General features: G+C 63.2%; 17 protein-coding genes. 15 read left to right on the forward strand and 2 right to left on the reverse strand.

Going from position 1 to position 24,610, the window contains the following annotated elements; all coding sequences use genetic code 11:
- Positions 1-24: 24 nt before the first annotated feature.
- A complete protein-coding gene (locus tag KIT10_05535) occupies positions 25-1,365 on the reverse strand; it encodes a tetratricopeptide repeat protein (protein ID MCW5898714.1) in 1,341 nt (446 codons plus the stop codon).
- Between the two features lie 128 nt (positions 1,366-1,493).
- Between KIT10_05535 and KIT10_05540 the strand changes: the two genes are divergently transcribed.
- The 9 genes from KIT10_05540 (at position 1,494) to KIT10_05580 (ending at position 14,471) form a co-directional block, all read left to right on the forward strand.
- A complete protein-coding gene (locus KIT10_05540; protein MCW5898715.1) occupies positions 1,494-2,591 on the forward strand; it encodes a M42 family metallopeptidase in 1,098 nt (365 codons plus the stop codon).
- Positions 2,592-2,595: 4 nt separating this feature from the next.
- Positions 2,596-3,321 (forward strand): hypothetical protein, encoded by a 726-nt coding sequence (locus KIT10_05545; GenBank protein MCW5898716.1) that lies wholly within the window; start codon positions 2,596-2,598, stop codon positions 3,319-3,321.
- Between the two features lie 44 nt (positions 3,322-3,365).
- Entirely contained in the window at positions 3,366-3,800 is a 435-nt protein-coding gene (locus tag KIT10_05550) for a GNAT family N-acetyltransferase (protein MCW5898717.1), read from the forward strand.
- 61 nt (positions 3,801-3,861) lie between these two features.
- Complete coding sequence (locus KIT10_05555) at positions 3,862-5,244, forward strand: glycosyltransferase family 39 protein (GenBank protein ID MCW5898718.1); 1,383 nt, start codon at positions 3,862-3,864, stop codon at positions 5,242-5,244.
- A 144-nt stretch (positions 5,245-5,388) separates the two neighbouring features.
- Positions 5,389-7,290 carry a S9 family peptidase gene (locus tag KIT10_05560; protein ID MCW5898719.1) on the forward strand — a complete coding sequence of 634 codons (1,902 nt, stop codon included), beginning with the start codon at positions 5,389-5,391 and terminating at the stop codon, positions 7,288-7,290.
- A gap of 87 nt (positions 7,291-7,377) precedes the next feature.
- Entirely contained in the window at positions 7,378-7,878 is a 501-nt protein-coding gene (locus KIT10_05565; GenBank protein MCW5898720.1) for a DUF1572 family protein, read from the forward strand.
- Between the two features lie 181 nt (positions 7,879-8,059).
- Entirely contained in the window at positions 8,060-10,813 is a 2,754-nt protein-coding gene (locus tag KIT10_05570) for a CotH kinase family protein (protein ID MCW5898721.1), read from the forward strand.
- A 199-nt stretch (positions 10,814-11,012) separates the two neighbouring features.
- On the forward strand, positions 11,013-13,409 hold the full coding sequence (locus KIT10_05575; GenBank protein ID MCW5898722.1) for a DUF4397 domain-containing protein: 2,397 nt from the start codon (positions 11,013-11,015) through the stop codon (positions 13,407-13,409).
- Positions 13,410-13,565: 156 nt separating this feature from the next.
- Positions 13,566-14,471, forward strand: a complete 906-nt coding sequence (locus KIT10_05580) for a MerR family transcriptional regulator (protein MCW5898723.1) — start codon at positions 13,566-13,568, stop codon at positions 14,469-14,471.
- A gap of 2 nt (positions 14,472-14,473) precedes the next feature.
- Here KIT10_05580 and KIT10_05585 read toward each other — a convergent pair whose 3' ends face one another.
- Positions 14,474-15,877: an FAD-binding protein gene (locus tag KIT10_05585; protein MCW5898724.1), complete on the reverse strand. Its 1,404-nt coding sequence runs from the start codon at positions 15,875-15,877 to the stop codon at positions 14,474-14,476.
- A 172-nt stretch (positions 15,878-16,049) separates the two neighbouring features.
- Here KIT10_05585 and KIT10_05590 point away from each other — a divergent pair, with 172 nt between their 5' ends.
- From KIT10_05590 to KIT10_05615, 6 genes are all read left to right on the forward strand, one after another.
- Positions 16,050-19,091 (forward strand): hypothetical protein, encoded by a 3,042-nt coding sequence (locus tag KIT10_05590; protein ID MCW5898725.1) that lies wholly within the window; start codon positions 16,050-16,052, stop codon positions 19,089-19,091.
- A 191-nt stretch (positions 19,092-19,282) separates the two neighbouring features.
- Complete coding sequence (locus KIT10_05595; protein MCW5898726.1) at positions 19,283-20,926, forward strand: hypothetical protein; 1,644 nt, start codon at positions 19,283-19,285, stop codon at positions 20,924-20,926.
- An 83-nt stretch (positions 20,927-21,009) separates the two neighbouring features.
- Positions 21,010-22,611 (forward strand): hypothetical protein, encoded by a 1,602-nt coding sequence (locus KIT10_05600; protein ID MCW5898727.1) that lies wholly within the window; start codon positions 21,010-21,012, stop codon positions 22,609-22,611.
- 76 nt (positions 22,612-22,687) lie between these two features.
- Positions 22,688-23,386: a hypothetical protein gene (locus tag KIT10_05605; GenBank protein ID MCW5898728.1), complete on the forward strand. Its 699-nt coding sequence runs from the start codon at positions 22,688-22,690 to the stop codon at positions 23,384-23,386.
- On the forward strand, positions 23,383-23,718 hold the full coding sequence (locus KIT10_05610) for a hypothetical protein (GenBank protein MCW5898729.1): 336 nt from the start codon (positions 23,383-23,385) through the stop codon (positions 23,716-23,718). Before KIT10_05605 ends, KIT10_05610 begins: the two co-directional genes overlap by 4 nt.
- Positions 23,719-23,758: 40 nt before the next feature.
- Positions 23,759-24,607, forward strand: coding sequence for an ion transporter (locus tag KIT10_05615; GenBank protein MCW5898730.1), 849 nt, complete (start codon positions 23,759-23,761; stop codon positions 24,605-24,607).
- The last annotated feature ends 3 nt before the right edge of the window (positions 24,608-24,610 follow it).

Here is a 24,610-nt window from a genome sequence, read left to right on the forward strand (position 1 = left end):
TCGTGGGCACGAAGCTATCGTGCCTCAGCGCGCCGGTGTGGCGGTGTCCTCGTGCTCCGTGGCGAAGGACACGCGGTAGATGTCGTCCTCGCCCAGGCCTCCGGCACGCACGGAACTGAACCAGCCCGTAGTGCCATCCGCGGAGAGCACAAAGAAGAGGTCGTCGTCCGGCGAGTTGATCGGCCAGCCCAGGTTCTCGGCCTTCGTCCAGCGGCCATCCACCAGGGTGCTGCGGAAAATGTCGTAGCCGCCCATACTGTCATGGCCCTTGCTGCTGAAGTAGATGGTGCCGCCGTCGGGGGTGACGAATACGCCATCCTCGTCGTACATGCTGTTCACATCGGGGCCCAGGTTCTCGGCCATGCCCCAGTCGCTGGTGGTCTCGTCCCAGCGGCTGCGGTAGATGTCCTGCCCGCCCACGTTGTCGTCCGGCCTGTCGCTCACGAAGTAGATCCACTGCCTGTCGGTGGTGATCCACGCGCTGCTCTCGTGATGCTTGGTGTTGATGTGAAGGCCCAGCGCCAGGGGCGCCTGCCAGGCATTCCCGTCCCAGAGACTCTGAAGGATGTCGCCATGGCCCTTGTCGTCGCGGTAGATGAGGAGCGTTCGGCCTTCCACGTCGATGCCCACGCTGGCGTCGTTCCCGGGACCGTTGATCGGCGGAGCCAGGGCGAACGCATCACTCCACCTGCCATCCACCAGTCTGCTGATGTGGATGTCCTCGTAATACTCACGTGTGGCCTTGTTCACTTTGGCGGTGGGGCCGGGGCGGCGCGAAGTGAAGAGGATCGTGGCACCATCAGCGTGCGGGAGCACACCGTAGTCGGCCTGCATGGAATTGATGGCCTCACCGAGATTCTCGATCATCACCTGTGCGGAACGCCCCGCGAAGCGCTGGCCGTTGCGGCATTCGGCGATGCGCTTGTTGGCCAGGCCATAAAGGGGATCGTCTCCAGGTTGCGGATTGTAGGCCAGCCGGTGTTTCTCATAGGCGGCCACCGCCTCTTCCCAACGGGCATTGAGCTGGTAGGCATAGCCGGTGAGGAAGTGGATGCGCTGCGGCTCGGCACCCAGTTCGCGGGCCTTCTCGAAATATGGGAGGGCCTGGTGGCGGTAGGGACCGTTCAACTGGCAGAGGCCCATCTTGAAATTGAGCTCGGCATGGTCGGGCGCCAGGACCAGCGCTTCGCCGTAGATCGTTTCGGCATGCACGAATTCGATCACCCCGCTCTGGGCGTACTTGTCGGCCTTGCGGATGAGATCCTGGACCCTTTTGGCGGTGGTCGCATCGGCCTGTGCCATGGCGCTGGTGGCGGCCATGGTGGCGAGCACCAGGACCGTCAGGGCCTTGAGGGAATGCTGCATGGCGATGGTCTTTTCGTTGAGGGGTATCCTGCTGAAGGTGCGGTTCATACGGCGACGGCCCCGCAGGGTTCCCTCTCCGGCCGCTTGGTAGCTTTGGCCCGCGCGGAACCAGAACGCACGCCTCTCCCATGGCCAAGAAAAGCGGCAAAACGATATTCAGCGGGGCCTCCATGGCCTTCCTGGAACGCTACCTGAACAACCCCTCGCCCACCGGCTTCGAGAGCGACGGTCAGAAGCTCTGGCTCGAATACGTGAGACCCTTCGTGGACGAGCACTTCGTGGACCCCTATGGCACCGTGGTGGGCGTGGTGAACCCCGAGGCGAAATGGAAGGTGGTGATCGAGGCGCACGCCGACGAGATCGGATGGTACGTGCATTACATCACCAAGGAAGGTTTCATCTACGTGCGCCGCAATGGCGGCAGCGACCACATCATCGCGCCCAGCAAACGTGTGAACATCCATACGGACAAAGGCGTGGTGAAGGCCGTGTTCGGCTGGCCAGCGATCCATGTGCGCAACGGCAAAACGGAGATCACCCCCACCACCGAGAACATCTTCCTGGATTGCGGCGCATCCAGCAAGGATGAAGTGGAGAAGCTCGGCATACACGTGGGCTGCCCCATCACCTACGAGGACGAGTTCATGGTGCTCAACGGCAAATGCTGGACGGGCCGCGCGTTGGACAACCGCATCGGCGGGTTCATGATCGCCGAGGTGGCACGCCTGCTGAAGGAGAACCGCGTGAAGCTGCCCTTCGGCCTGTATGTGACCAACAGCGTGCAGGAGGAGGTGGGCCTGCGTGGCGCGGAGATGATCGTGGAACGCATCAAACCCGACCTGGCCATCGTGACCGATGTGACGCACGACACGCAGACCCCGATGATGAGCAAGGTGCAGAGTGGTGACATAGCCTGCGGGCAGGGGCCCGTGGTGAGCTACGCGCCCGCGGTGCACAACAACGTGCTGCGCCACATCGTGCGCACCGCCGAAAAGGAGAAGATACCCTTCCAACGCCTGGCCGCAAGCCGCGCCACAGGCACCGACACCGATGCCTTCGCCTACGGCGCCGCCGGTGTGCCCAGTGCGCTCATCAGCCTGCCACTGCGCTACATGCACACCACTGTGGAAACGGTGCACCGCACGGATGTGGAACAGGTGGTACGGCTGATCTATGCCAGCCTGCGCGCCCTGCGCCCCGACCAGGACCTGCGCTATCTCAAATAGGCCCATGGCCATGCGCGCCGGACTGGACGACAACGCCCGTGAGGCCTTCCAGTTCCTGATGATCGGAGCGGGGCTGACGCTGCTGGGCCGCGCCGTCTATTGGGCCGCTTTCAGGTTCTGGCGCACCAGCACCGACCCGATCATCGCCGATGCCGCCGAGGCTTTCCAGGACGGCTACCTCGTGGGCGGTGAGGTGTTGGTCGCGGCCGGTTCGGGCATCGGCGGCCGGCTGGCCCTGGCCGGCGTGGCCGCCGTCGCCATCGCATCAATGACCGCCGCACTGGCCGGCGTGGTGGCGCGCCTCACAGGGGCGGCCGTGCCCTTGACACACGCGGTGCGGTGGGCGCGCATCGGCATCGTGCTCGCCGCGTTCTGGGGCCTGTATGCCGCCCTTTTCCTGCCCCCCCGCAGCAGCCATGTCCGACCTGATGGGCTGCTGGTCCGCGAGCGGCCGGCATTGCTTGGCACCCTTGCTCTGCCCTGGCCGGCGCAGGAAGAGTCCGTGGCATGGAACCACCTCGGCCAGGCGCACGCCCACGCGGTGACGGCACCGGCCGCAGGTTGTGGTAGCGAACTGCACGTCATGGTGGACCATGCGGGCGACCAGCGCACCATTGCGGCATTGTCACCGGGCGGACGCGATTGCGCCCAAGCCATGGCACAGGCCCGTTCGGACGCCGATCGGTTGATCGCCGCACTGGAAGCCTATCGCCGGACCTCCCTCCGTTGACCTTCGTACTTCCGCCCCGCTAACTTCCGCGTCTTCCCGGCCCCATGCGCATCCGCTTCATCAGAACGGCAGACACCTATCCGCTGCGGTTGAAAGTGCTGCGTCCCGGTGGAACCGAGGAGGATGTCCATTGGGCCAACGACCGGCTGGAGGGCTCCTTCCACCTGGCCGCCCAGATCGGTGAGCACCGCATCGCCGTGGCATCCTTCTATCCGGAAAAGCATCCCGCGCTCAGCGGTTGGAAACAGTTCCGGTTGCGCGGCATGGCCACCCACCCAGACTTCCAAGGGCAGGGCGCCGGCCGCAAACTGCTGCTCTTCGCCTTGGAACACCTGAAGGCCCAACATGCGGACCGCCTATGGTGCAACGCCCGTTTGGTGGCGGTTCCATTCTATGAGAAACTGGGGTTCATCATCGAAGGCGATCGCTTCGACATCCCGGGCATCGGGCCGCACTATTTGATGCATCGCGCGGTGTGAGGTGATCGCTTGGCGCTCCACGCCGAACACCGACCTTCACCGGCCATTGACCTGTGCACACATGGTTCAAAGGGACCGGACCTTTCTATGGGCCTTCGTGCTCGTAGGTCTGGGGCTGAAGCTCCTGTGGCTGGGCCGCGATGAGCTGGCCCACGACGAGCCCTTCACGGTGTACCAGGCTTTCCGCCCTTGGGCCGACTTCGTGGCCATGCTGGGTACGGAGAACAACCCGCCGCTCCACTTCCTGCTGATGCGGGCCTGGGCACCCTGGGTGCCGCTGGATGCGGGCTGGCTGCGTGTGCCATCCGCCCTGGCCAGCGCATTCACCGTTTGGCCGCTCTTCCTGCTCGCGCGGCGGCAAGCGGGCACGATCGCCGCCATCTCGGCCGCGGCCATCTTCACCCTGAACCAGCACCTCTATGGATACGCCCATGAAGTGCGCGCCTATGCCCTGTTCATGTTGCTCACCGTGGCCGCCTTCTGGCAGCTGGTGCGCATGGCGGATGGGAAGCCGGGTGCTCGGGGATGGTCCTTGGTGGTGAACGTGCTGCTCGTGTACACCCACTTCTTCGGCTGGCTGGTGGTGGGGCTGCAGGGCTTGTGCATGCTCCTCATCAAGGAACTCAGGCCACGCGCATCACCATGGGGCATCGCTTTGGCGGTGGTGGCCGCCTACCTGCCCTACGCGGGCATCACCCTGCGGCGGGCGGGCGACAGCATCGGCGGCACCTGGCTCGCCGCGCCTGCTGCCGAGGAGGTGTACAACATGGTGTGGCGGTGGAGCAACATGCCGGTGGTGGCCATCGGGCTGCTGTTGCTGATCGCCATGGCACTATGGCGCACAAAGGGCCGGGGAACCGGACTGGCGCTGGGCCTGGTGTGGGCCATGGTGCCGCTGCTGGGCATGTTCCTGCTTTCCTTCTGGCTTCCGGTGTATCTGGACCGCTACCTGGTCTTCGCCGCGCCGGGATTCGCCATCCTGGCAGGATGCGCGGTGGCCGCCATGCCCGGCCGGATGTCCCTCGTGGCCGCCACCGCCGTAGTGCTGGCCATGGCGGCGACCTTCGAACCTTGGAAGGGCCATGGCCGAAGGCCCAGCGCTGTGGTGGACATGGCCGAGGACTGGCGCGACAGCGGTCCTGTGCTGATCCAACCACCCTTTTTTGACCATACCTACGCCTGGCATCTGGACTCTACGCTGCTGCGCGATGCCCGGGACCTGCGCGCCGCACTCGGGGAGCGAGGCATCCATGCGGTGCACAACACGGACGATCTGCCGTTCGGCCCACAAGCGTGGGACACCCTGGTGCTGGTGGATGCCTGGGCCGCCTTGACCGACCCCGATGCCACGGTAAAGCGCGCCCTGCGGGCGAACTACGCGCAAGTGGACAGTGTGGAGGCCATGCACAAAGTGTGGGTGTACCGCTTCGCACGGCGGCCCTGACCCAACGGTCCGTCACAGCATTGTGCCGTTCATGGATCGTACCGTGGATCCGGGCCTGCGCGACTGACCTTTGCGGAAACCTTTCATTCCATGCCCATGAACTTCGGATCGAGCTTGGCAGGTCTGGCCATCACGGCCACAGTGATGATCTCGCTGAACAGCTGCGGTGACAGCGCCCAACCCATGGCGGAGGCCCCACCGCCACGTGTCGACATGAAGGACCTTTTCAAGAACCCTGAGAAGGCCAGCTTCCGCATCAGCCCGGATGGGAAGTACATCAGCTACCGGGCACCGTGGAAGAACCGCATGAACATCTTCGTGCAGGCCCGCGGCAGCAGTGATGCCGTGCAGGTGACGCGTGACACCATCCGCGATGTGGGCGGCTACTTCTGGAAGGGCGATCGCATCATCTACAGCCGCGACATCAATGGCGATGAGAACTTCATCGTGTTCAGCGCCGCCATCGATGGCGGCGATGTGAAGGCCCTGACCCCGCAACAGGGCGTGCGCGCCGGCACCCTGGACGTGCTGCACAACATCCCCGGCCACGAGCAGCACATCATCGTGCAGATGAACCAGCGCAACCCGCAGGTCTTCGATCCCTATCTGGTGAACGTGAACACCGGCGAGATCAAGCCGCTCTATGCCAATGTGGAGAACTACGAAGGCTGGCTCACGGACCACACCGGCACGATCCGCATCGCCTACAAGACCGATGGTACCGACCAAGTGATGTTCCACCGCGCCTCCGAGAAGGAGCCCTTCAAAGAGTTCATGCGCACCAGTTTCAAGGACAGCTTCCAGCCGCTGTTCTTCACCTTCGACAACAAGAACCTTTACGCCAGCAGCAACCTCAATGGGCGGGACAAGACGGCCATTGTGGTGTACGACATCGCCGAAGGCAGGGAGGTGGAGGAGATCTTCGCCAACAAGGACAACGACGTCTATGGCCTGAACTACAGCCGCAAGCGCAAGGTGCCCACCATGGTCACCTGGACCGGCGCCAAGGAGCAGCGGCACTTCCTGGATGCGGAGACCAAGGCCCGCTACGACAAGGTGGCCTCCAAGTTCAAGGACCTGGAGTACTGGTTCTATGGGGAGAACGACGACGAGACCATGTTCATGGTATGGGCGGGCAGCGACCGCGACCCGGGCAGCTATTACTTCTATGACACCGCCACCGGCGAACTGGAGAAGGTGGCCGACCTGCGCCCCTGGATCGACCCCGCGCAGATGGCCGAGATGAAGCCGATCCAGTACAAGAGCCGCGACGGGCTGACCATCCACGGCTACCTCACCCTGCCCAAAGGCCGCGCCGCCAAGAACCTGCCGGTGGTGATCAACCCCCATGGCGGGCCCTGGGCACGCGATGAGTGGGGCTTCAACCCCGAGGTGCAGTTGCTGGCCAACCGTGGATACGCCGTGTTGCAGATGAACTTCCGCGGCAGCACAGGCTATGGCCGCGCCTTCTGGGAAGCCAGCTTCAAGCAATGGGGCCGCACCATGCAGGACGACATCACCGACGGGGTGAAGTGGCTCATCGCCGAAGGCATCGCCGACCCGGACCGCGTGGCCATCTATGGCGGCAGCTATGGCGGCTACGCCACGCTGGCGGGCATCACCTTCACGCCGGAACTGTACGCCGCTGCCGTGGACTATGTGGGCGTAAGCAACATGTTCACCTTCATGAACACCGTGCCCCCCTACTGGGAACCCTTCAAGAAGATGATGTACGAGATGGTGGGCGACCCCGTGGCCGACAGTGTGCTGCTGCGCGAGGTGTCACCGGTCTTCCATGTGGAGAACATCCGCTGCCCGCTCTTCATCGCCCAAGGTGCCACCGACCCGCGCGTGAACAAGGACGAGAGCGATCAGGTGGTGGAGGCCTTGCGCGCCCGCGGCGTGGAGGTGCAGTACCTGGTGAAGGACAATGAGGGCCACGGCTTCCGCAATGAGGAGAACCGGTTCGAGTTCTATGAGGCCATGGACAAATTCCTGGACGAACACATCGGCAGTGGCTACAAGCCCAAGGCGAAGGCCGCCTGATGGTCCCGTGACAACTGTGAGTAGAAAGGCGGCTCCAGGGCCGCCTTTCTTCATTCCAAGAGTATGGCGGGGGCGATACCTTGCGGCATGTCCGTGAGCGAACAGCTGAAACAGGAAAGTCTGCGACGACTGGAGGAAAGCCGCCAACGCATCCACCGCTGTCTGGACCTGCTGGGCGAGGAACGTGCCTGGCACCGGCCCAACGCCAACACGCCAACGGTGGGCAACTTGGTGCTGCACCTGGCCGGCAACGTGGGGCAATGGATCACCACCACCCTGGGCAACAGGCCCGATACGCGGGACCGTGACACGGAATTCGCCGAGACCGAGCCCCTCCCTATCGCCGACCTCAAACGCACCTTCGATAGCGTGTTGGACGCCGCCATGGGAACGATATCGAGCCTGACCGATCCCGACCTGGCGGCCACCTGGCGGGTGCAGGGCTTCCAAGAAACGGGCACCGCGATACTGGTGCATGTGGTGGAGCACATGAGCTACCATACAGGCCAGATCACCCTGCACACCAAGTTGGCGCTGGACATTGATACCGGCTGGTACGCGGACCAGGACCTCTCGGCGAAGGGTTGAAACACCCGGGTTGGATCTTTTTTTGGGGGGTCCAGGCGACGTGGACAACTTGGACAACGTCACGTGAACGATCCGTTCACGATCGCTGTTAGGGAACCCAAGGAAGACCCTAAGCGTCAAGGCTTCGTGAGGGAACATTGCCTTAACTTGCACCGACCTGCCTGGAACCCCCTACGCTACCATGAGAAAGGAACTACTGCTCTCCACTGCCATCGGACTGTGTTGTGCCCTGCCCCTGCGCGCCCAGGTGGTGATCAACGAGGTCACTTCTGCCAACTGGACCCTGATCCAGGACAACTTCGGGGAATACCGTGATTGGGTGGAGTTGTTCAACACCACGGCCGCACCGGTCGACCTGGGTGGCTGGTACTTGAGCGACAGCCAGAACAACAACATGAAGTGGCAATTCCCTGCGGGGGCCACCATCGCGGCCAACGGCTATCTCATCGTCTGGTGCTCCGGGAACGATGTGTCCGTGGGCAACGTGCACCACACCAACTTCCGCATCAGCCAGACCCAAGGTGAGCGCGCTGTGCTGACCACGCCTGCTGGAGACATCGTCACGAACTTCAAGATCGAACAGCCGGTGAAGACCAACCACAGTTGGGGCCGCACCAGCGATGGCGCCAATACTTGGGACATCTTCCTCACGCCCACGCCGGGCGCCGCCAACGCGAACCCCAGTCCCTACTACGCCGAGAAGCCCGTCTTCGATCCGCCCGGGGGCTTCTATGCGGGTCCGGTGAGCGTGAGCATCTCCACCATCCAACCCAACGCCCAGATCCGTTACACGCTGGACGGCTCTACGCCCACCGCCGCCAGCGCGCTGTACGGCGGTCCCATCAACATCAACACCACCACCGTTTTGCGAGCGGGTGTCTTCTCCAACGACCCCGGCATCCCACCCAGCTTCATCGAGTTCTTCACCTACTTCATCAACGAGAGCCATACGATACCGGTCTACTCGTTGGCCGGCAACGCCGATGTGCTGGGCCTGTTCAATGGCAACGCGGGTCTGCGCCCGGTGACCACGGCCGAATATTATGGCGAGGACGGCCAACTGCGCGACAAGACAGTGGGCGACGCGAACAAGCATGGCAACGACTCCTGGGCCTATGGGCAGCGCGGTATCGACTACATCTCGCGCGATCAGTTCGGCTACAACGATGGCTTCCACTACCCCATCTTCCGCACGAAGTCCCGAGATCAATATCAGCGCGTGATGTTCAAGGCCGCGGCCAACGACAACTACCCTTTCTCCGGCGGCGCCCACATCCGCGACGCCTTCGTGATGGCCCACAGCCAGGTGAACGATTTCTACTTGGACGAACGGAGCTATGAACCCTGCATCCTGTATGTGAACGGCCAATACTGGGGGGTGTACGATGTGCGTGAAAAGGTGGACGACCCCGATTTCACCGAGTACTACTATGATCAGAAACGTAACGACCTGTACTTCCTCAAGACCTGGGGCGGCACCTGGGAAGAGTATGGCCAAGGCCAGGCCATGGCCAATTGGAACGCCCTGCGGAACTACATCGCCACCAATGATATGGGCGACCAGGCCGCGTGGGACTACGTGAAGAGCCAGTACAATTGGAAGAGCCTGATCGACTACATCATGCTCAACAGCTACATCGTGTCCAAGGACTGGCTCAACTGGAACACCGCTTGGTGGCGTGGGATGAACCCCTTGGGCGATGGCCGCCGCTGGCGCTATGCGCTGTGGGACATGGACGCCAGCTTCGGGCACTATGTGAACTACACCGGTATCCCGGACACCAGCCCCGACGCCGATCCCTGCAATGCGGAGAACCTGCCGAACCCCGGAGGCCAGGGCCATACAGTGATCGCCACCAAGCTGTTGGAAGAGCAGCCCGAGTTCAAGAACTGGTATGTGAACCGCTACATCGACTTGGGAAATACAGCGTACAGCTGCGACCAGTGGCTGCCTTTCCTGGACAGCCTTATCGCCATCATCGAACCCGAGATGCCCCGTCAAGTGGCACGCTGGGGAGGCAGCATGGCCGGCTGGCAGGCCAACGTGCAGACCTTGCGGACCTTCATCGAACAGCGCTGCACCGCCATACAAGAGGGCCTGATCGACTGCTATGACCTGGATGGGCCCTATGACATGGTCTTCAATGTGGACCCGCCGGAAAGCGGGCGCATCCGCATCAACTCCATCACCCCGGACACCTATCCCTTCACAGGCGTCTACTACGGCGGTATCGAGGCCACACTGGAGGCCTTGCCCGATGAAGGCTGGGTCTTCAGCCACTGGGAGGTCTTCGGCAGCACCACGATCCAACCATCCATGAACGATTCGCTGGTGACGGCCGAGTTCTTCGGGGTGGACAGCATCGTGGCCCATTTCATCCCGCCCACCAAGTACGAGGTGATGCTGAATGTGACCCCCGAGAAGAGCGGTTCCATCGTTTTCGATGGGGTGCTCTACGAGGAGTTGCCCGTGATCGTGGAAGTGCCCGAAGGCATGGAGGTACAGTTCCACGTGGTGCCGGCCCTGTACTACGACTTCTTGCACTGGACGGTGGAGAACCACATGTATGTGCCTGCGGACAGCACCCGCGCCCAATTGGCGGTCACCTTCTGGGAGACCGATACCATCATCGCGCACCTGAAGCCGCAAGACCATGTGTTCTACCTGCCCAATGCCTTCACTCCAAATGGTGATGGCATCAACGATGTGTGGATCCCCGTGGCCAATGTGGTGGACCTGGAGAGCTACCACCTGCGCATCTACGATCGCTGGGGCCTGCTCCTCTTCGAGACCCGCGATCCCTGGGAAGGCTGGGACGGCACCATCGGTGGCCAACTCATGCCCGACGGCGTTTACGTCTATCAAGCCGATGTGGTCGACGCGATCAAGCGCGACCGCTACAATTTCGCAGGCCACCTGACCCTCTTCAGGTAGGCGTTTCGCTCCCTACCTCCCACGAAACCCGGCCATGGCCGGGTTTCGTGCTTTTGGGATGGACCGCCATGGGCGTGCCCATCCTCCTTACATGGCCATTCGTCTGTTTTGTTCAACTTTTTGTCTAATACATTGAACATTTAGGCAGCGTCCGGGGTTCTCCACATGTCTTGCACACGAACCTGTAAACCCTGAACCGATGAGACAGAAGAGAACACTGACCTGGATGACGGCCTTCCTCACCTCCACCCTGCTGCTGGCCCAGACCGCCCGCGTGCAGGTGATCCACAACAGCGCGGACGCCGCCGCCGCCCAAGTGGATGTATATATCAATGGCGCACTGGCGATCGACGACTTCGCCTTTCGCACGGCCACACCCTTCATCGACCTGCCCGCCGGCGTGGACCTCACCGTGGGCATCGCCCCCGGCAACAGCAGCGGCGCGCAGGATGTGATCGCCAACTTCAACTACAACCTGCCCGATGGTGGCACCTTCGTCCTGGTGGCCAACGGTATCGTAAGTCCGGCCGGCCACAGCCCCGCCACGCCCTTCGACATCTATGTGGCCGAAGGACGCGAAACCGCCCAAGGCCCTGGGACCGATGTGCTGGTATTCCACGGCAGCACCGATGCACCGACCGTGGACGTTTACGAGGCCGCCGTGGTGAACGGCACCCTGATCGATGATCTCGCCTACGGCGACTTCGCAGGCTACCTGGAAGTGCCCACGGCCGATTTCACCCTGCAGGTGCGCACCGCCGACAACAGCGCCATTGTGGCCGCCTACACCGCTCCCCTGGCCGCACTCGGTCTGAACGGCGCCGCGGTCACCGTGGTGGCCTCCGGCTTTCTGGACCCTGCCAACAACAACAATGGCCCCGGCTTCGGTCTCTATGTGGCCCTCCCCTCCGGCGGTCCCTTGGTGGCACTACCGGCTGCCGCCACGCCCGCACCCGCCCGTGTGCAGGTGATTCACAACAGCGCCGATGCCGCTGCCGCGTCCGTTGATGTGTATATCAATGGTGCGCTCGCGGTGAACGACTTCGGCTTCCGCACCGCCACGCCCTTCATCGACCTGCCCAGCACGGTGGACCTCACCGTGGGTATCGCCCCCGGCAACAGCACCGGACCGCAGGATGTGATCGCCAACTTCAACTACAACCTGCCCGAGGGTGGCACCTTCGTGCTGGTGGCCAACGGCATTGTGAGCCCCGCTGGATACAACCCCACCATTCCCTTCGACATCTATGTTTCCGCAGGACGCGAGAACGCCCAAGGCCCTGGGACCGATGTCCTCGTCTTCCACGGCAGCACCGATGCGCCGACGGTGGACGTGTACGAAGCCGCCGTGGTGAACGGCACCTTGATCGACGATCTCGCCTATGGTGAGTTCGCAGGCTACCTGGAAGTGCCCACGGCCGACTTCACCCTGCAGGTGCGCACCGCCGATAACAGCGCCATAGTGGCCGCCTATGCCGCTCCCCTGGCCTCGCTGGGATTGAACGGCGCCGCCCTTACCGTGGTGGCCTCCGGCTTCCTGGACCCGGCCAATAACAATGGCGGCGCGGGCTTCGGCCTCTTTGTAGCGCTGCCTTCCGGTGGTCCGTTGGTGGCATTGCCGGCCGCCGCCACGCCAGCGCCCGCCCGTGTGCAGGTGGTCCACAACAGTGCCGATGCCGCTGCCGCCTTGGTGGATGTCTATGTCAATGGTGCCCTCGCGGTGAACGATTTCGCCTTCCGCACCGCCACGCCCTTCATCGACCTGCCCAGCACCGTGGACCTCACTGTGGGTATCGCCCCCGGCAATAGCAGCGGCCCGCAGGACGCGATCGCCAATTTCAGTTACAACCTGCCCGCAGGTGGCACCTTCGTGCTGGTGGCCAACGGCATTGTGAGCCCGGCCGGATACAACCCCGCCATTCCGTTCGACATCTATGTTTCAACCGGGCGTGAGACCGCGCAGGGTACCGGCACGGACGTGCTCGTCTTCCACGGCAGCACCGACGCGCCCACCGTGCAGGTGGCCGAGACCGCCCTGTTGGGCGGTGCATTGTTGGTGCAGGACCTGAGCTATGGTGATTTCGACGGCTATCTCGAAGTACCCACCAACGACTATGTGCTCCAAGTGCAGTTGCCTGATGGCACGCCAGTAGTAAGCTACCAGGCACCCCTGTCGACCCTCGGTCTGCAAGGTGCGGCGCTCACCGTGCTGGCTTCCGGCTTCCTGAACCCGGCCAACAACAGCAATGGTGCGGAGTTCGGCCTGTGGGTGGCCCTGCCCGCCGGTGGTCCCTTGGTGGCCCTGCCCCTCAGCACGGGCATCGATGATGCGGCCGACCTGCTGAACGGCCTGCAGGTGTGGCCCAACCCGGCCAACGACCGCCTCTTCATCGATCTTGACGCCACGGCCAGCGCCCAGGCCCGCATCGAACTCACGGACAGCCGTGGACGCATCGTGCGCACGGTGGACGGCAGCATCGCCCGCGGCGATAGCCGAGTGGAAATGGATGTGAACGGACTGGCCAACGGCACCTACATCCTGCGGGTATTGGCCAACGATACCGCCCGCGCAATGCCTGTGAACATCGTTCGCTGATCCCCCTCTTCAAGCGAACCATCCGGAAGGGCTCCGCACCAGCGGAGCCCTTCCTTCTTTCCGACCGGTGTGAACAGAAACGATCCTTTGACGTTTAGCCCGTGTTGTTCGATCATTGGAACACTGGGATCGAACGGTCTACATTCGCCGAGCCTGATGGGACTCTACCTGCACCGCTTCAACATCCGCGACCTGGAGGAATTCTCCGGCGTAAAGGCCCATACCATCCGCATGTGGGAGAAGCGTTACGGCCTGTTGCGCCCCGATCGCACGGATACCAACATCCGCACCTACGGGCTGGAGGAGTTGAAGTCCATCCTGAACGTGGCCTTCCTGAACCGGCACGGCCACAAGATCTCCAAGATCGCAGCCATGAGCCCCGGGGAACGCGACCTGCTGGTGCGCGAAATGGCGGCGGCCAGCGGACAGGACGATGGCACCGTGGAGATGCTGAAAGTGGCCATGCTGGGATTCGACGAGGTGATGTTCGACAGCGTGGCCTCGAAGTTTCGCGAGGCGAATGGCTTTCGGGCCTTGGTGGAGCGTGTCTTCGTGCCGCTGTTGGAGCGGATCGGCCTGTTGTGGCAGGCCAATGCCATCTGCCCCGCGCAGGAGCATTTCGTCAGCAACATCATCCGGCACAAGTTGATCGTGGCCACGGATGCCCTGCCCATGCAGGCTGCGGGTGCGGGTCCCACCTATGTGCTCTACCTGCCCGAGAACGAGATCCATGAGTTGGGCCTGCTCTACCTGAACTACCTGCTGCGCGCCAAAGGGTGCCGCACCATCTATCTCGGCCAGAGCGTGCCACGATCGGACCTGGGGCAGGTGGCCGCCATGTTCACGGGTCCACTGGTGCTGGTCTCGGTGCTCATGGCCGACCCGCCCGTCTCCGAAGTACCCGCCTACTTGACGGCCTTGCGCGCGGACCTGCCCGACCCCAGGATCAAGTTCTGGATCGCGGGTGCCCAATTGGCCCGGACGGAACCGATGAACGTGCCAGACGGCATGTCGCTGCATCCCTCGCTGAACGCGCTGGTGTCCACGGTTGACCAGGCCTGATCTCAGGGCAGCACCTTGCCGGGGTTCATGATCCCCTGCGGATCGAAGGCCTGCTTGATGGCCCTCATCAAAGCGAGCTGGCGCGCATCGAAGGCGATGTCCATGTAAGGCCGTTGCACCAGCCCGATGCCGTGTTCGCCACTGAGCGTGCCACCCAGCGACACGGTGAGTTGGAAGATCTCGCGGATGGCCTCGGGCAGCCGGTGCTCCCAAAAGTGGTCGTCCAGGTCGCCCTTGATGATGTTCACGTGCAGGTTTCCATCACCGGCGTGGCCGTAGCACACGCTCTGGAAGCCGTACCGAGCGCCGATCGCCTTCACCCCTTCCAGCAAACGGGGCAGCTCATGACGTGGCACCACGGTGTCCTCCTCCTTGTACACGCTGTGCGCCTTCACGCTTACCGGCACACTGCGCCGCATGCGCCAAAGGGCCTCCTGCTCCGAGCTGCTTTCCGCGAAGAGAACCTCCCCTCCACCATGGGCCTCCATGACACCTGAGATGGTGACGCACTCCTCCTCCAAGGTGGCGGGATGGTTGCCATCCACCTCCACCAGCAGGTAAGCCGCCGGATCGGTGGAGATCCAGGCAGGCAGGTCGCTGGTGTGGCGCATGGTCCAGGCGATGGCGTCGCGCTCGATGAACTCCATGGCGCTGGGCGTGATGCCCGCGCGGAACACGGCCCCCACCGCCTCGCAGGCCTTGACCGCGCTGGGGAAGGGCACCAGCAACAAACGGCGATGCGCTGGCATGGGCACAAGCTTCAAAACCGCCTGGGTGATGATGCCCAGCGTGCCCTCGCTGCCCACCATCAGGTGGGTGAGGTCGTAGCCGGTGGCGTTCTTCAAGGTGTTGGCGCCGGTGCGGATGATGGCACCATCGGGCAGTACCACTTCCAGGTTCAGGACATGGTCGCGGGTGACGCCATACTTCACCGCCCGCGGCCCGCCTGCGTTCTCGGCCAGGTTGCCACCGATGGTGCAGGAACCCCGGCTGCTGGGGTCGGGCGGGTAGTAAAGGCCTTTCTCCGCAACGGCTTCCTGGAGCACCTGGGTGATCACCCCCGGCTGCACGGTCACCTGCAGGTTGTCCGTGTCGATGGACAGGATCCGGTCCATACGGTCCAGGGCCAGGCCCACGCCGCCATGTACAGACAGGGCGCCACCACTGAGCCCGGTTCGGCCTCCGATCGGTGTTACCGGTATCTTCCATTCGGCACACAGGCGCACCACGGCCGCCACCTGCGCGGCATCGCGGGGCCGCACCACCACCTCGGGGGGGTGGTTCAGGTCTTCCGTCTCGTCATGCCCGTATTGCTCCCGGGTGCCGGCATCCGAGAATACCCCCCTTTCGCCCAGGACAGCCCGCAAGGCGCTCAGGAAAGCCGCGTCAACCCTGCCGAAGCTCATGGGGGCGAATGTAGCCTGCGGGTTCCGCCCACCGGGTGAACCAAAGCCCATGAACATTGGTTAGCAATTTGGACGGTTCCAACCGCCATCAGCGGATCGGTCCCATAGCTACCTTCGCTACTTGGAAAAGTCCCGTTCCGCCCTCCCTCAAGATCACAACATGCATCTCCCCATGCGTCTACCGATACTCCTCCTGATCTTCGCGCTGTGTGCCCCTGCGTTGCTGCGTGCGCAGAACGTGGGTGTGAATGCTGACGGTGCCGCGCCGGCACCCTCAGCCATGCTGGACGTGGACGTGACGGCACTGCCTGCCGCCAACAAACGCGGTCTGTTGGTGCCGCGCATCGCCCTCACGGCAGCCAACGTGGCAGCGCCTGTGGTGGCCCCGGCCAATTCGCTGCTGATCTTCAACACGGCCACGGCGGGCGTCGCACCCAACGCGGTGACTCCAGGCTATTATTACTGGGACGCTCCTCTGGCGCGCTGGATCCGCTTCGCCAGCGATGGTGACAACTGGCGCCTAACCGGCAACGCGGGTACCACCCCGGCCACACAGTTTCTGGGCACCACGGACAACGTGGCCTTCCGCATCCGCACCAACAACATCGAGCGGATCATGGTGGAAGCCGCCGGCCAGGTGGGTGTCAACGGCGTTCCAGTGGCACCTGCCCAGTTGGACGTGCAATCCACCAACCGCGGCGTGCGCATCCCACAGATCGGATTGACGAGCGGTGCCGCGAGCAACATCCCCATTGGCGCCGGCGTCGTCAACAGCCTGCTGGTGTTCAACACCGCCACCGCAGGCGCCGCTCCCAACGCGGTGACACCCGGCTACTATTACTGGGACACGCCCTCCGCGCGGTGGCGCCGCTTGCTGAATGATGCGGATGTGGGACCCGCTTGGCAGCTTCTGGGCAATGCGGGTACGGTGGCGGCCACCAACTTCCTGGGCACCACGGACAACATCGCCTTGCGCCTGCGCACCAACAACTTGGAACGATTCGAACTCGCGACAACAGGTGAACTGCGCTCTTTCGGCAATGGTACTGCCATAGCGCCAGCTTACAGTTGGACGACCAATACCAATATGGGCATGTTCCGGCAGAACACGAACGTGCTCGGGTTCTCGACCACCAGCGTGGAGCGCCTGCGGATCATGGCCAACGGCCAGGTGGTGGCACCAGGCGTGGCCCCGATGTTCGCAGGTGATCTTCTTTCCGGAGTTGGGTTCGGAGCACTCCCTTATGGTGTCGTCGGCACCAGCGGCCCTGTTGCCGGTACATCAGGTGTTTGGGGTGAAGCATTCCCCAGCGCGGCCATTGGTGCCCATGGCGTTTTTGGCTTGGCGTATATGGGAAGTGCGGCTGGTGGGCTGTTGAATGGCATTCCGGTCTATGCTCTACATGCAGGCGCCACAGGCACAGGTGTTTTCAGCATTGGCAACAACGTCGCAGCCCTCACGTATCTGCCTGCCGGTAGCGGAGGTACCTTCAATGGCTTCGGTGTCGGTTCATTCGGGGTAGCTCAAGGTGCAGCTGGTTTCGGGGTCTATGGTGTCGGAAATAGCGCAGCGAACGGAACCGGTGTTCTTGGTATCGGCAATGCCACTGTCGCAACAGTATTGCCCACTGGTGGTGGTGGCCAATTCTTCGGCACCGCAGTGGGCGCGTATGCACGTGCTACCACGCTCGCGAGCGGTACCGGCGTGACCGGCATGGGCAACAACTTGGCGGTGGCCGCACCCGCTACCGGCGCCGGCGGTTTCTTCGCTGGCAACGCGATCGGTGCTTACGGTCGTGCCCAAACCGTGGCGACAGGGATCGGTGTGATCGGCACAGGCAACAACAATGCGCTCTTCACGCTTGGTACCGGCGCTGGTGGTGCTTTCAGCGGCACCTCTGTCGGTGCCTTCGGCGCGGCCACCACTGGAGCCACCCCCACAGGTGTCGTGGGTGTGGGCAACAATCTTGGGGTATTCACCCTGTGGGGCGGCGGCAGCGGCGGCGCCTTCAATGGAACTGCCGTTGGCGCCTACGGCCTCGGAACTGCAGCCCTCAACGGTACTGGCGTGGTGGGTGCGGGCAACAACATCGCCCCTGCAGCGACCGTAACGATGGTGGATGGCAGTGGTGGTGCCTTCACTGGCACCTTGGTGGGCGCTTTGGGCGTAGCGACCAATGCCTTGGGAACCGGTTTGGACGGCCGGGCACTGGGTGTGGACGGAATAGGTGTAGTCGGCGAGGCATTGCCCGTGAATGGCTGGGGTGTGCTGGGATTGGGTGAGTGGTTGGGTTCTTTTAGCATAGCCACGTCTGTAGCCGATGGCGTAGGTGCAGTGGGAGCGGGCAATGGAGTGCCAACAGCTTTCATTCCAGTGCAAGGAAGTGGCGTGGCGGGAACGGGCACCCGCATGGGTGTATATGGCTTCGCGACCAACACGAATACTGGTGTAGCAGGAACTGTTGAACGCACTGGTGGCTACTTTGCCAGCGGCCCAGACGCCGCACCTGATGTATTCGCATACGTGGCCGCGGTGGACAACGTGCCCCGCAAGATCGAGGGCGTCGGCACCGTGAACACCATCATCGAAGATGTGCAGGGCAGGAAGGTCCTGATGTCCGCGCCCGAAGCGCCTGAGAATCTCTTCCAGGACTATGGCACCGGACAGTTGGTGAATGGCCGCGCCGTGATCGCGCTCGACCCCTCCTACTCCAAGAACATATTGGTGAACGACCAGCACCCCTTGCGTGTGTTCGTTCAATTGCGTGGCGACTGCAATGGGGTTTACGTGACGAACGAAACAGCCGACGGTTTCGAGGTGGTGGAACTCATGGGCGGCTCTTCCAATGCCAAGTTCTACTGGACCGTGACGGCCAACCGCGCCAATGTGATCTCGCCCTCGGGTGCCCCATGGAACTATGCGGAGGAGCGTTTCTCCCCCGCCATGTCACCCGCTGCTATGACGACGCAGGAACTGCAGACCCGTGGACCGAGCGCTTCCGAGCGTGTGAAAGAGCGCATGAAGTCACTGACCACGGGGATAGCGGGTGATACAACCGTGGAGATACAAGTGCTGCCCGAACAACCCGCTCCGGAGCCGATCGAGGGTATCCAGGAGATCATCAATACTGAGACAGTACCAACGGACCAGATCGATCCCAGGAAGCAAAGGGAAAGCATGGGCAAGGGCGATGAGTCGGCCCCGCGGGACTGATCACCGACGCTGACTCCGGCAGCAAAGCCCCGCTTGGAAGACCAAGCGGGGCTTTCTCTTCCAGCCTGCCGCCGAGCGGTATCCCAATTGCGCAACTTCTCTGCGGGCGCTATGGCCTTTCATCGCCGGGAATCCTAACTTTCGATGGTGACGTCCATTGCTACCAACACGCCCCCAGCCCGCCATACCCCATGCGCCTCACAAGTCTCGCCCTGCTATTGGCCGTGCCGGTATCGCTGGCCGCCCAGAACGTAGGCATCAACGCCAATGGGGCGGCCCCGGCCGCTTCGGCCATGCTGGACATTGATGTGACCGCCCTGCCGGCCAATGCCAAGCAGGGTATGCTCGTGCCCCGCATCGCCCTTACCGCCACCAACGTGGCCGCCCCTGTGGTGGCGCCAGCGCAATCGTTGCTGGTGTTCAACACCAACACGGCCGGTGCGGGCCTCACCGGTGTTAGCCCCGGTTACTACTACTGGGATGGCGCGCAATGGGTGCGCTTCGCCCAGGATGGTGTCGCCTGGCAGTTGCTGGGCAATGCGGGCACGGCGCCAGCCACCAATTTCATCGGCACCACGGACAACGTCGACTTCGTGACGCGCACCAACAATCTGGAACGTGTGCGGGTTATCGGCAACACGGGCAGGGTGGGCATCGGCGTGACCGTGCCGTTGGCCATGCTGGAGGTCAGTTCCGGCCCCATCGCCGACGGCATCTTCGGGCACAGCAACAACGTGGGCGGCTATCTGGGACGCGAGACCAACATCGTCTTCGGAACTCCCGCACAGACCCTTCAAGGCGCCGGGGTATATGCGAACAACCCCACGGCCGGTTACACGAGCACGTTCAGCCAAAGCACCGGGGCCGCCACGGTGGCCGCCAACATCAGCTTCTCCGATGTCTGGATAGCCAACTACAATTACGTGCAGAACAACACGGCCACCTTCAATCCGCCGGGCATCTATGCCCAACTGAACGTGACAAGTGCAGTGCTCGGGGGGTATCAGATCGCCAGCCGGGGATACAGCAACCGCGCCGCCACAGCGGGAAATCCGGGCTATACCGTCGGTGTGGACGGCGTGGCGAACGCACAGAACCAGGATGCCTTCGGCGTGACAGGATTCGCTTTCACCAATACCACCACCAGGGCAGGTGGCTACTTCGAAAGCTTCACTTATGCTGGCTTGTCGCAGGCCTTCGCCTATGTGGGCACCTCGGTGGGCGGCATCAACAGGAAGATCACCGGGACCAATGCCGTGAGTGAGATCATTCCCACACCCGATCATGGCCGGATCATGCTCACCGCACCGGAAGCACCAGAATATTGGTACCAGGACTATGGCACCGTTCGCCTGGAAGATGGAAAGGCCCATGTTGACCTCGACCCCATCCTGGCCAGCATCATCATGGTCACGGAGGAATATCCCGTACGGGTCTTCTGCACGCCGGTGGACATGCTCGAGTTCAATGGTGTGGCGATCACGAACCGGACCGCCACAGGTTTCGACCTCGTGGAGTTGAATGGCGGGCAGCACAGTGGCACGATCGACTACCAACTGGTGGTGAAGCCCAGAACAGGATTCGGAGAAGGTCGATTCCCGCAAGCTCCCGGGCCGGCTTGGCTCAAACCGGAGCATGAACCCGCTGCCGCCCAAGCCAGGAACCGCCCCGACCCCCGTGCGATCCACTACTGGCCAACGGATTGGGACACCTATGGCTACGATGTGGCGAAAGCCACCCCTGTGGGCATGCGCGTTCCGGCCGGGCCCATGGCCGGCCAATGGAAAGTGGCCGAAGGCGTCTTCAGCGACGGTATTCCTGCGGAACGGCCCTGAACTTCTATTCCGGTTGGCCGGGCATCCTGAAGGGGGCTTGCAACGTCTTCACAGCGTGGCGTCCATAGCGCCGCCATCACTCCATGCTCCGCCCTGTTGCTCTGCTCCTGCTCCCCTTGTTGCCCCTGTATGCGCTGGCCCAGAACGTGGGCATCAACGCCAATGGGGCCGCCCCTGCCGCATCAGCCATGCTGGACATCGATGTGACCGCCCTGCCGGCCAACGCCAAGCAGGGCCTGCTCGTGCCCCGCATCGCCCTCACCGCCACCAACGTGGCCGCCCCTGTGGTGGGGCCAGCGGCCTCGCTGCTGGTGTACAACACCAACACGGCCGGCGCCGGGCTCACGGCCGTAAGCCCCGGCTACTACTATTGGGGTGGCGCACAATGGGTGCGCTTCGCCCAAGACGGCGTCGCCTGGCAGTTGCTTGGCAACGCGGGCACGGTGGCGGCGACGAATTTCCTGGGCACCACGGACAACGTGGCATTGCGCCTGCGCACCAACAACTTGGAACGCTTCGAGATCAGCACCGGCACAGGCGGTGCGGCGGGCACCGGTGGCCGCCTGTGGGCCTTCCAGGATGGCACGGCCGCCTTGCCCATCTACTCTTGGAGCGCCAACAACAACACGGGCATTTTCCGCCCCCTGGCCAGCACGCTGGGCTTCTCCACCAACGCCGTGGAGCGCTTCCGCATCCCCAACGCCAACCAGGTGCACGCCATGGCCGATGGCACGGCGGCCCTGCCCTTCTATAGCTGGGGCGCGAACACGAACTTGGGGATGTACCGCATCGGTGCCAACATCTTGGGCCTTTCCACCACAGGCTTGGAGCGCATGCGCATCCAGGCGAATGGCCAGGTGAGCGTGAACAACGCAGCGCCACCGGCTGGCTATCAGTTCCATGTCGCCGCTTCCGCCGGCTTGCCAACGGCGATCTATGGGGTCGCCGCTGGAGATTGGGATGGCGTTCATGGCCAGGCGGGCGGTCCGAACGGATTCGGCCTTTGGGGCCGCAACCTCAATGTGAATGGGACAGCGGTGGTGGGCGCCGGCAACAACTTGGTATCCTTCTATATGCCAGCGGGCAGTGGTGGTGCCTTCACGGGCTTCACCACCTCCACCTACCACTTCTACACCACCGGCGGTGTGGGCCAGGCCGCCTTGATGCAGGATGCATTCGGGGCGCAATGGAATGTGGGTCTATGGAACCCCGGCTACTGGAAGATCCTCGGCACCGGCCTGGTGGGCACGGTGGTGAAGGACCTCGAAGACCGGTCCGTAGCCTTGATATGCCCGGAAGCGCCGGACGCCCTGTTCCAGGACCACGGCATGGGCCAACTGGTGAACGGCCGCGCCAGGATCTCCTTCGACCCGATCTACAGCAAGAACATCCTGGTTGACAGCGAGCATCCCATCAAGGTGTTCGTGCAACTCGAGGGTGAATGCAACGGGGTGTATGTGACGAACAAGAGCGCGCAGGGCTTCGAAGTGGTGGAGTTGATGAACGGCGCCTCCAATGCGCCCTTCGCGTGGAGCGTGGTGGCCCAGCGCGCCAACGAAACGCTCAGCGGACCGAATGGAACGCGTGAAGTGGATTACCGCGGACGTTGGCAACCCGCGCCGAAGTACGAGACGCCAGTGAACGTGGAGGCGACACGGGGTGCGTTGGGCGGCCAACGCGAGTGATCCTGGTCCCGGGCGGACCCTTCGTTGACTTGGCACCGCAACTGGTGTAGGTTCAACATTCCAAAGCATGAAGCCCATGCGCCCTACCGTCCTCCTCATATGCCTGATATTGGTTGGCGGAGCACATGCCCAGAATGTGGGCATCAATGCCACCGGAGCGGCACCTGCGGCTTCGGCCATGCTGGATGTGAGCAGCACCACTTCAGGCCTGCTCACCCCCCGGATGACGGCCGCCCAGCGCACCGCCATCGCGGCGCCCGCCACGGGTCTGTTGGTCTACCAGACCGATGGTCTGGATGGGTTCTGGTTCTTCAACGGCACCGTTTGGCTGAGGCTCTGCACCACCCCGGCCACCTACCAACGCTACACCAACAGTGGCATCACCGTCACGGTGAACAACACGTTCATCAACGTGCCCGACCTGACACAGGTCGTTACCGTGGATGTGCCCAGCCGGGTCCATATCACCTTGGGTGGCGGCATGCAGACCCTGAGCGCGGCCACCACGGGCTATACCAGCGCCGATGTGGTCATCCTGCAGAATGGGGCCCTGCTCCCTGGCGGTGGTGGATACAAGCGCGTGCTGGCGGTGAACAATGGCGGCATCGTCACCACGATCGAGAACTTCAGCATGACGGCCATCGTGGATGTGCCTCCAGGCTCGTGGACCTACTCGGTGGTCACCGCCAAGAACCTGGGGACCAATGGCGTGGTCTTCGGCGATGGCAACAGCGTGCTTCAGGGATCCCTCTCCATCATCGTGCTTCCCCAATGACAGCGATGCGATGCACCTTCCACAACGTGGCCTTGTCGATCCTGCTGGCCATGCCGGTAATGTCCTCCGCACAATCCATGGACGATCGCAGCAGGGTGCCACGCGACGGGACCCCGGTCCTAAGCACCATGCCGGCGGACAGCATCATCGCACCTGCACTGCCAGCGGCTTCCACTGGCCTGCCCATGCTCGCTGGACATGTCACGAGCATAGCGGCTCGTGATCCGCTGCCATGGGAACTGGTCCATGGCGAAGCCGATGCCGGCCCGCTGCCGGCAGGCGTGGTGCGCATGAGCGCGGTACGTGGTACGCCAAGCGTGCCGGAGCGTTGAGCGGGATCCCATCGACGTTGGCCGGAACTACCTTAGGACCATGTCCTTGGAACGTGAACGCCTCCGTCAGCGACTGCGTGTGATCATCTTCGGCACGCACACCTGGGGCGGGCGCCTGTTCGACATCTGCCTGCTGGTGGCCATCCTGATCAGTGTGGCGCTCGTGCTGCTCGAAAGCGTGCGCGAGATCCGCGAGGTGTACGGCACCTGGCTGCGTACAGCGGAATGGACCATCACCATCCTGTTCACCATCGAGTACTTCACACGGATCTGGATAAGCGAGAACGCCAGACGCTACGTCACCGGATTCTATGGCGTGGTGGACCTGGCCGCCACGCTGCCCACCTGGCTGAGTCTGGTATTCCCCGGTGCCCAGGCACTGGCGGTGGTGCGCGCCCTGCGCCTCACACGCGTGTTCCGCATCCTCAACCTCTTCCAATACGTGGACGAGGCGCGGCTGCTGCTGGTGGCGCTCGTGGCCAGCCGGCACCGCCTGCTGGTCTTCATGCTCGCCGTGCTGGCCATGGTCACGGTCTTCGGCACCCTGGTGTATCTGGTGGAAGGCCCCGAGGCGGGCTTCACCAGCGTACCGCGCAGCATCTACTGGGCCATCGTCACCCTCACCACCGTGGGCTACGGCGACATCGCCCCGCAGACGGCGCTCGGCCAGGCGATGGCCTCGGCGATCATGATCCTCGGTTACGCGATCATCGCCATCCCCACGGGCATCGTCAGTGTGGAGATCGCACGCGGCGGACGCGGCAAGGACAAGAAACGCGTCTGCCGCCGTTGCGCGCAGACAGAGCACCATTCGGAAGCGCGCTTCTGCCATCGCTGCGGGGAAAGCCTCGACGAGGAGGACCCGATCGACGGTCCGATCATGCGCTGAGCG

This window comes from Flavobacteriales bacterium (assembly GCA_026129465.1).
GTDB lineage: Bacteria > Bacteroidota > Bacteroidia > Flavobacteriales_F > PHOS-HE28 > PHOS-HE28.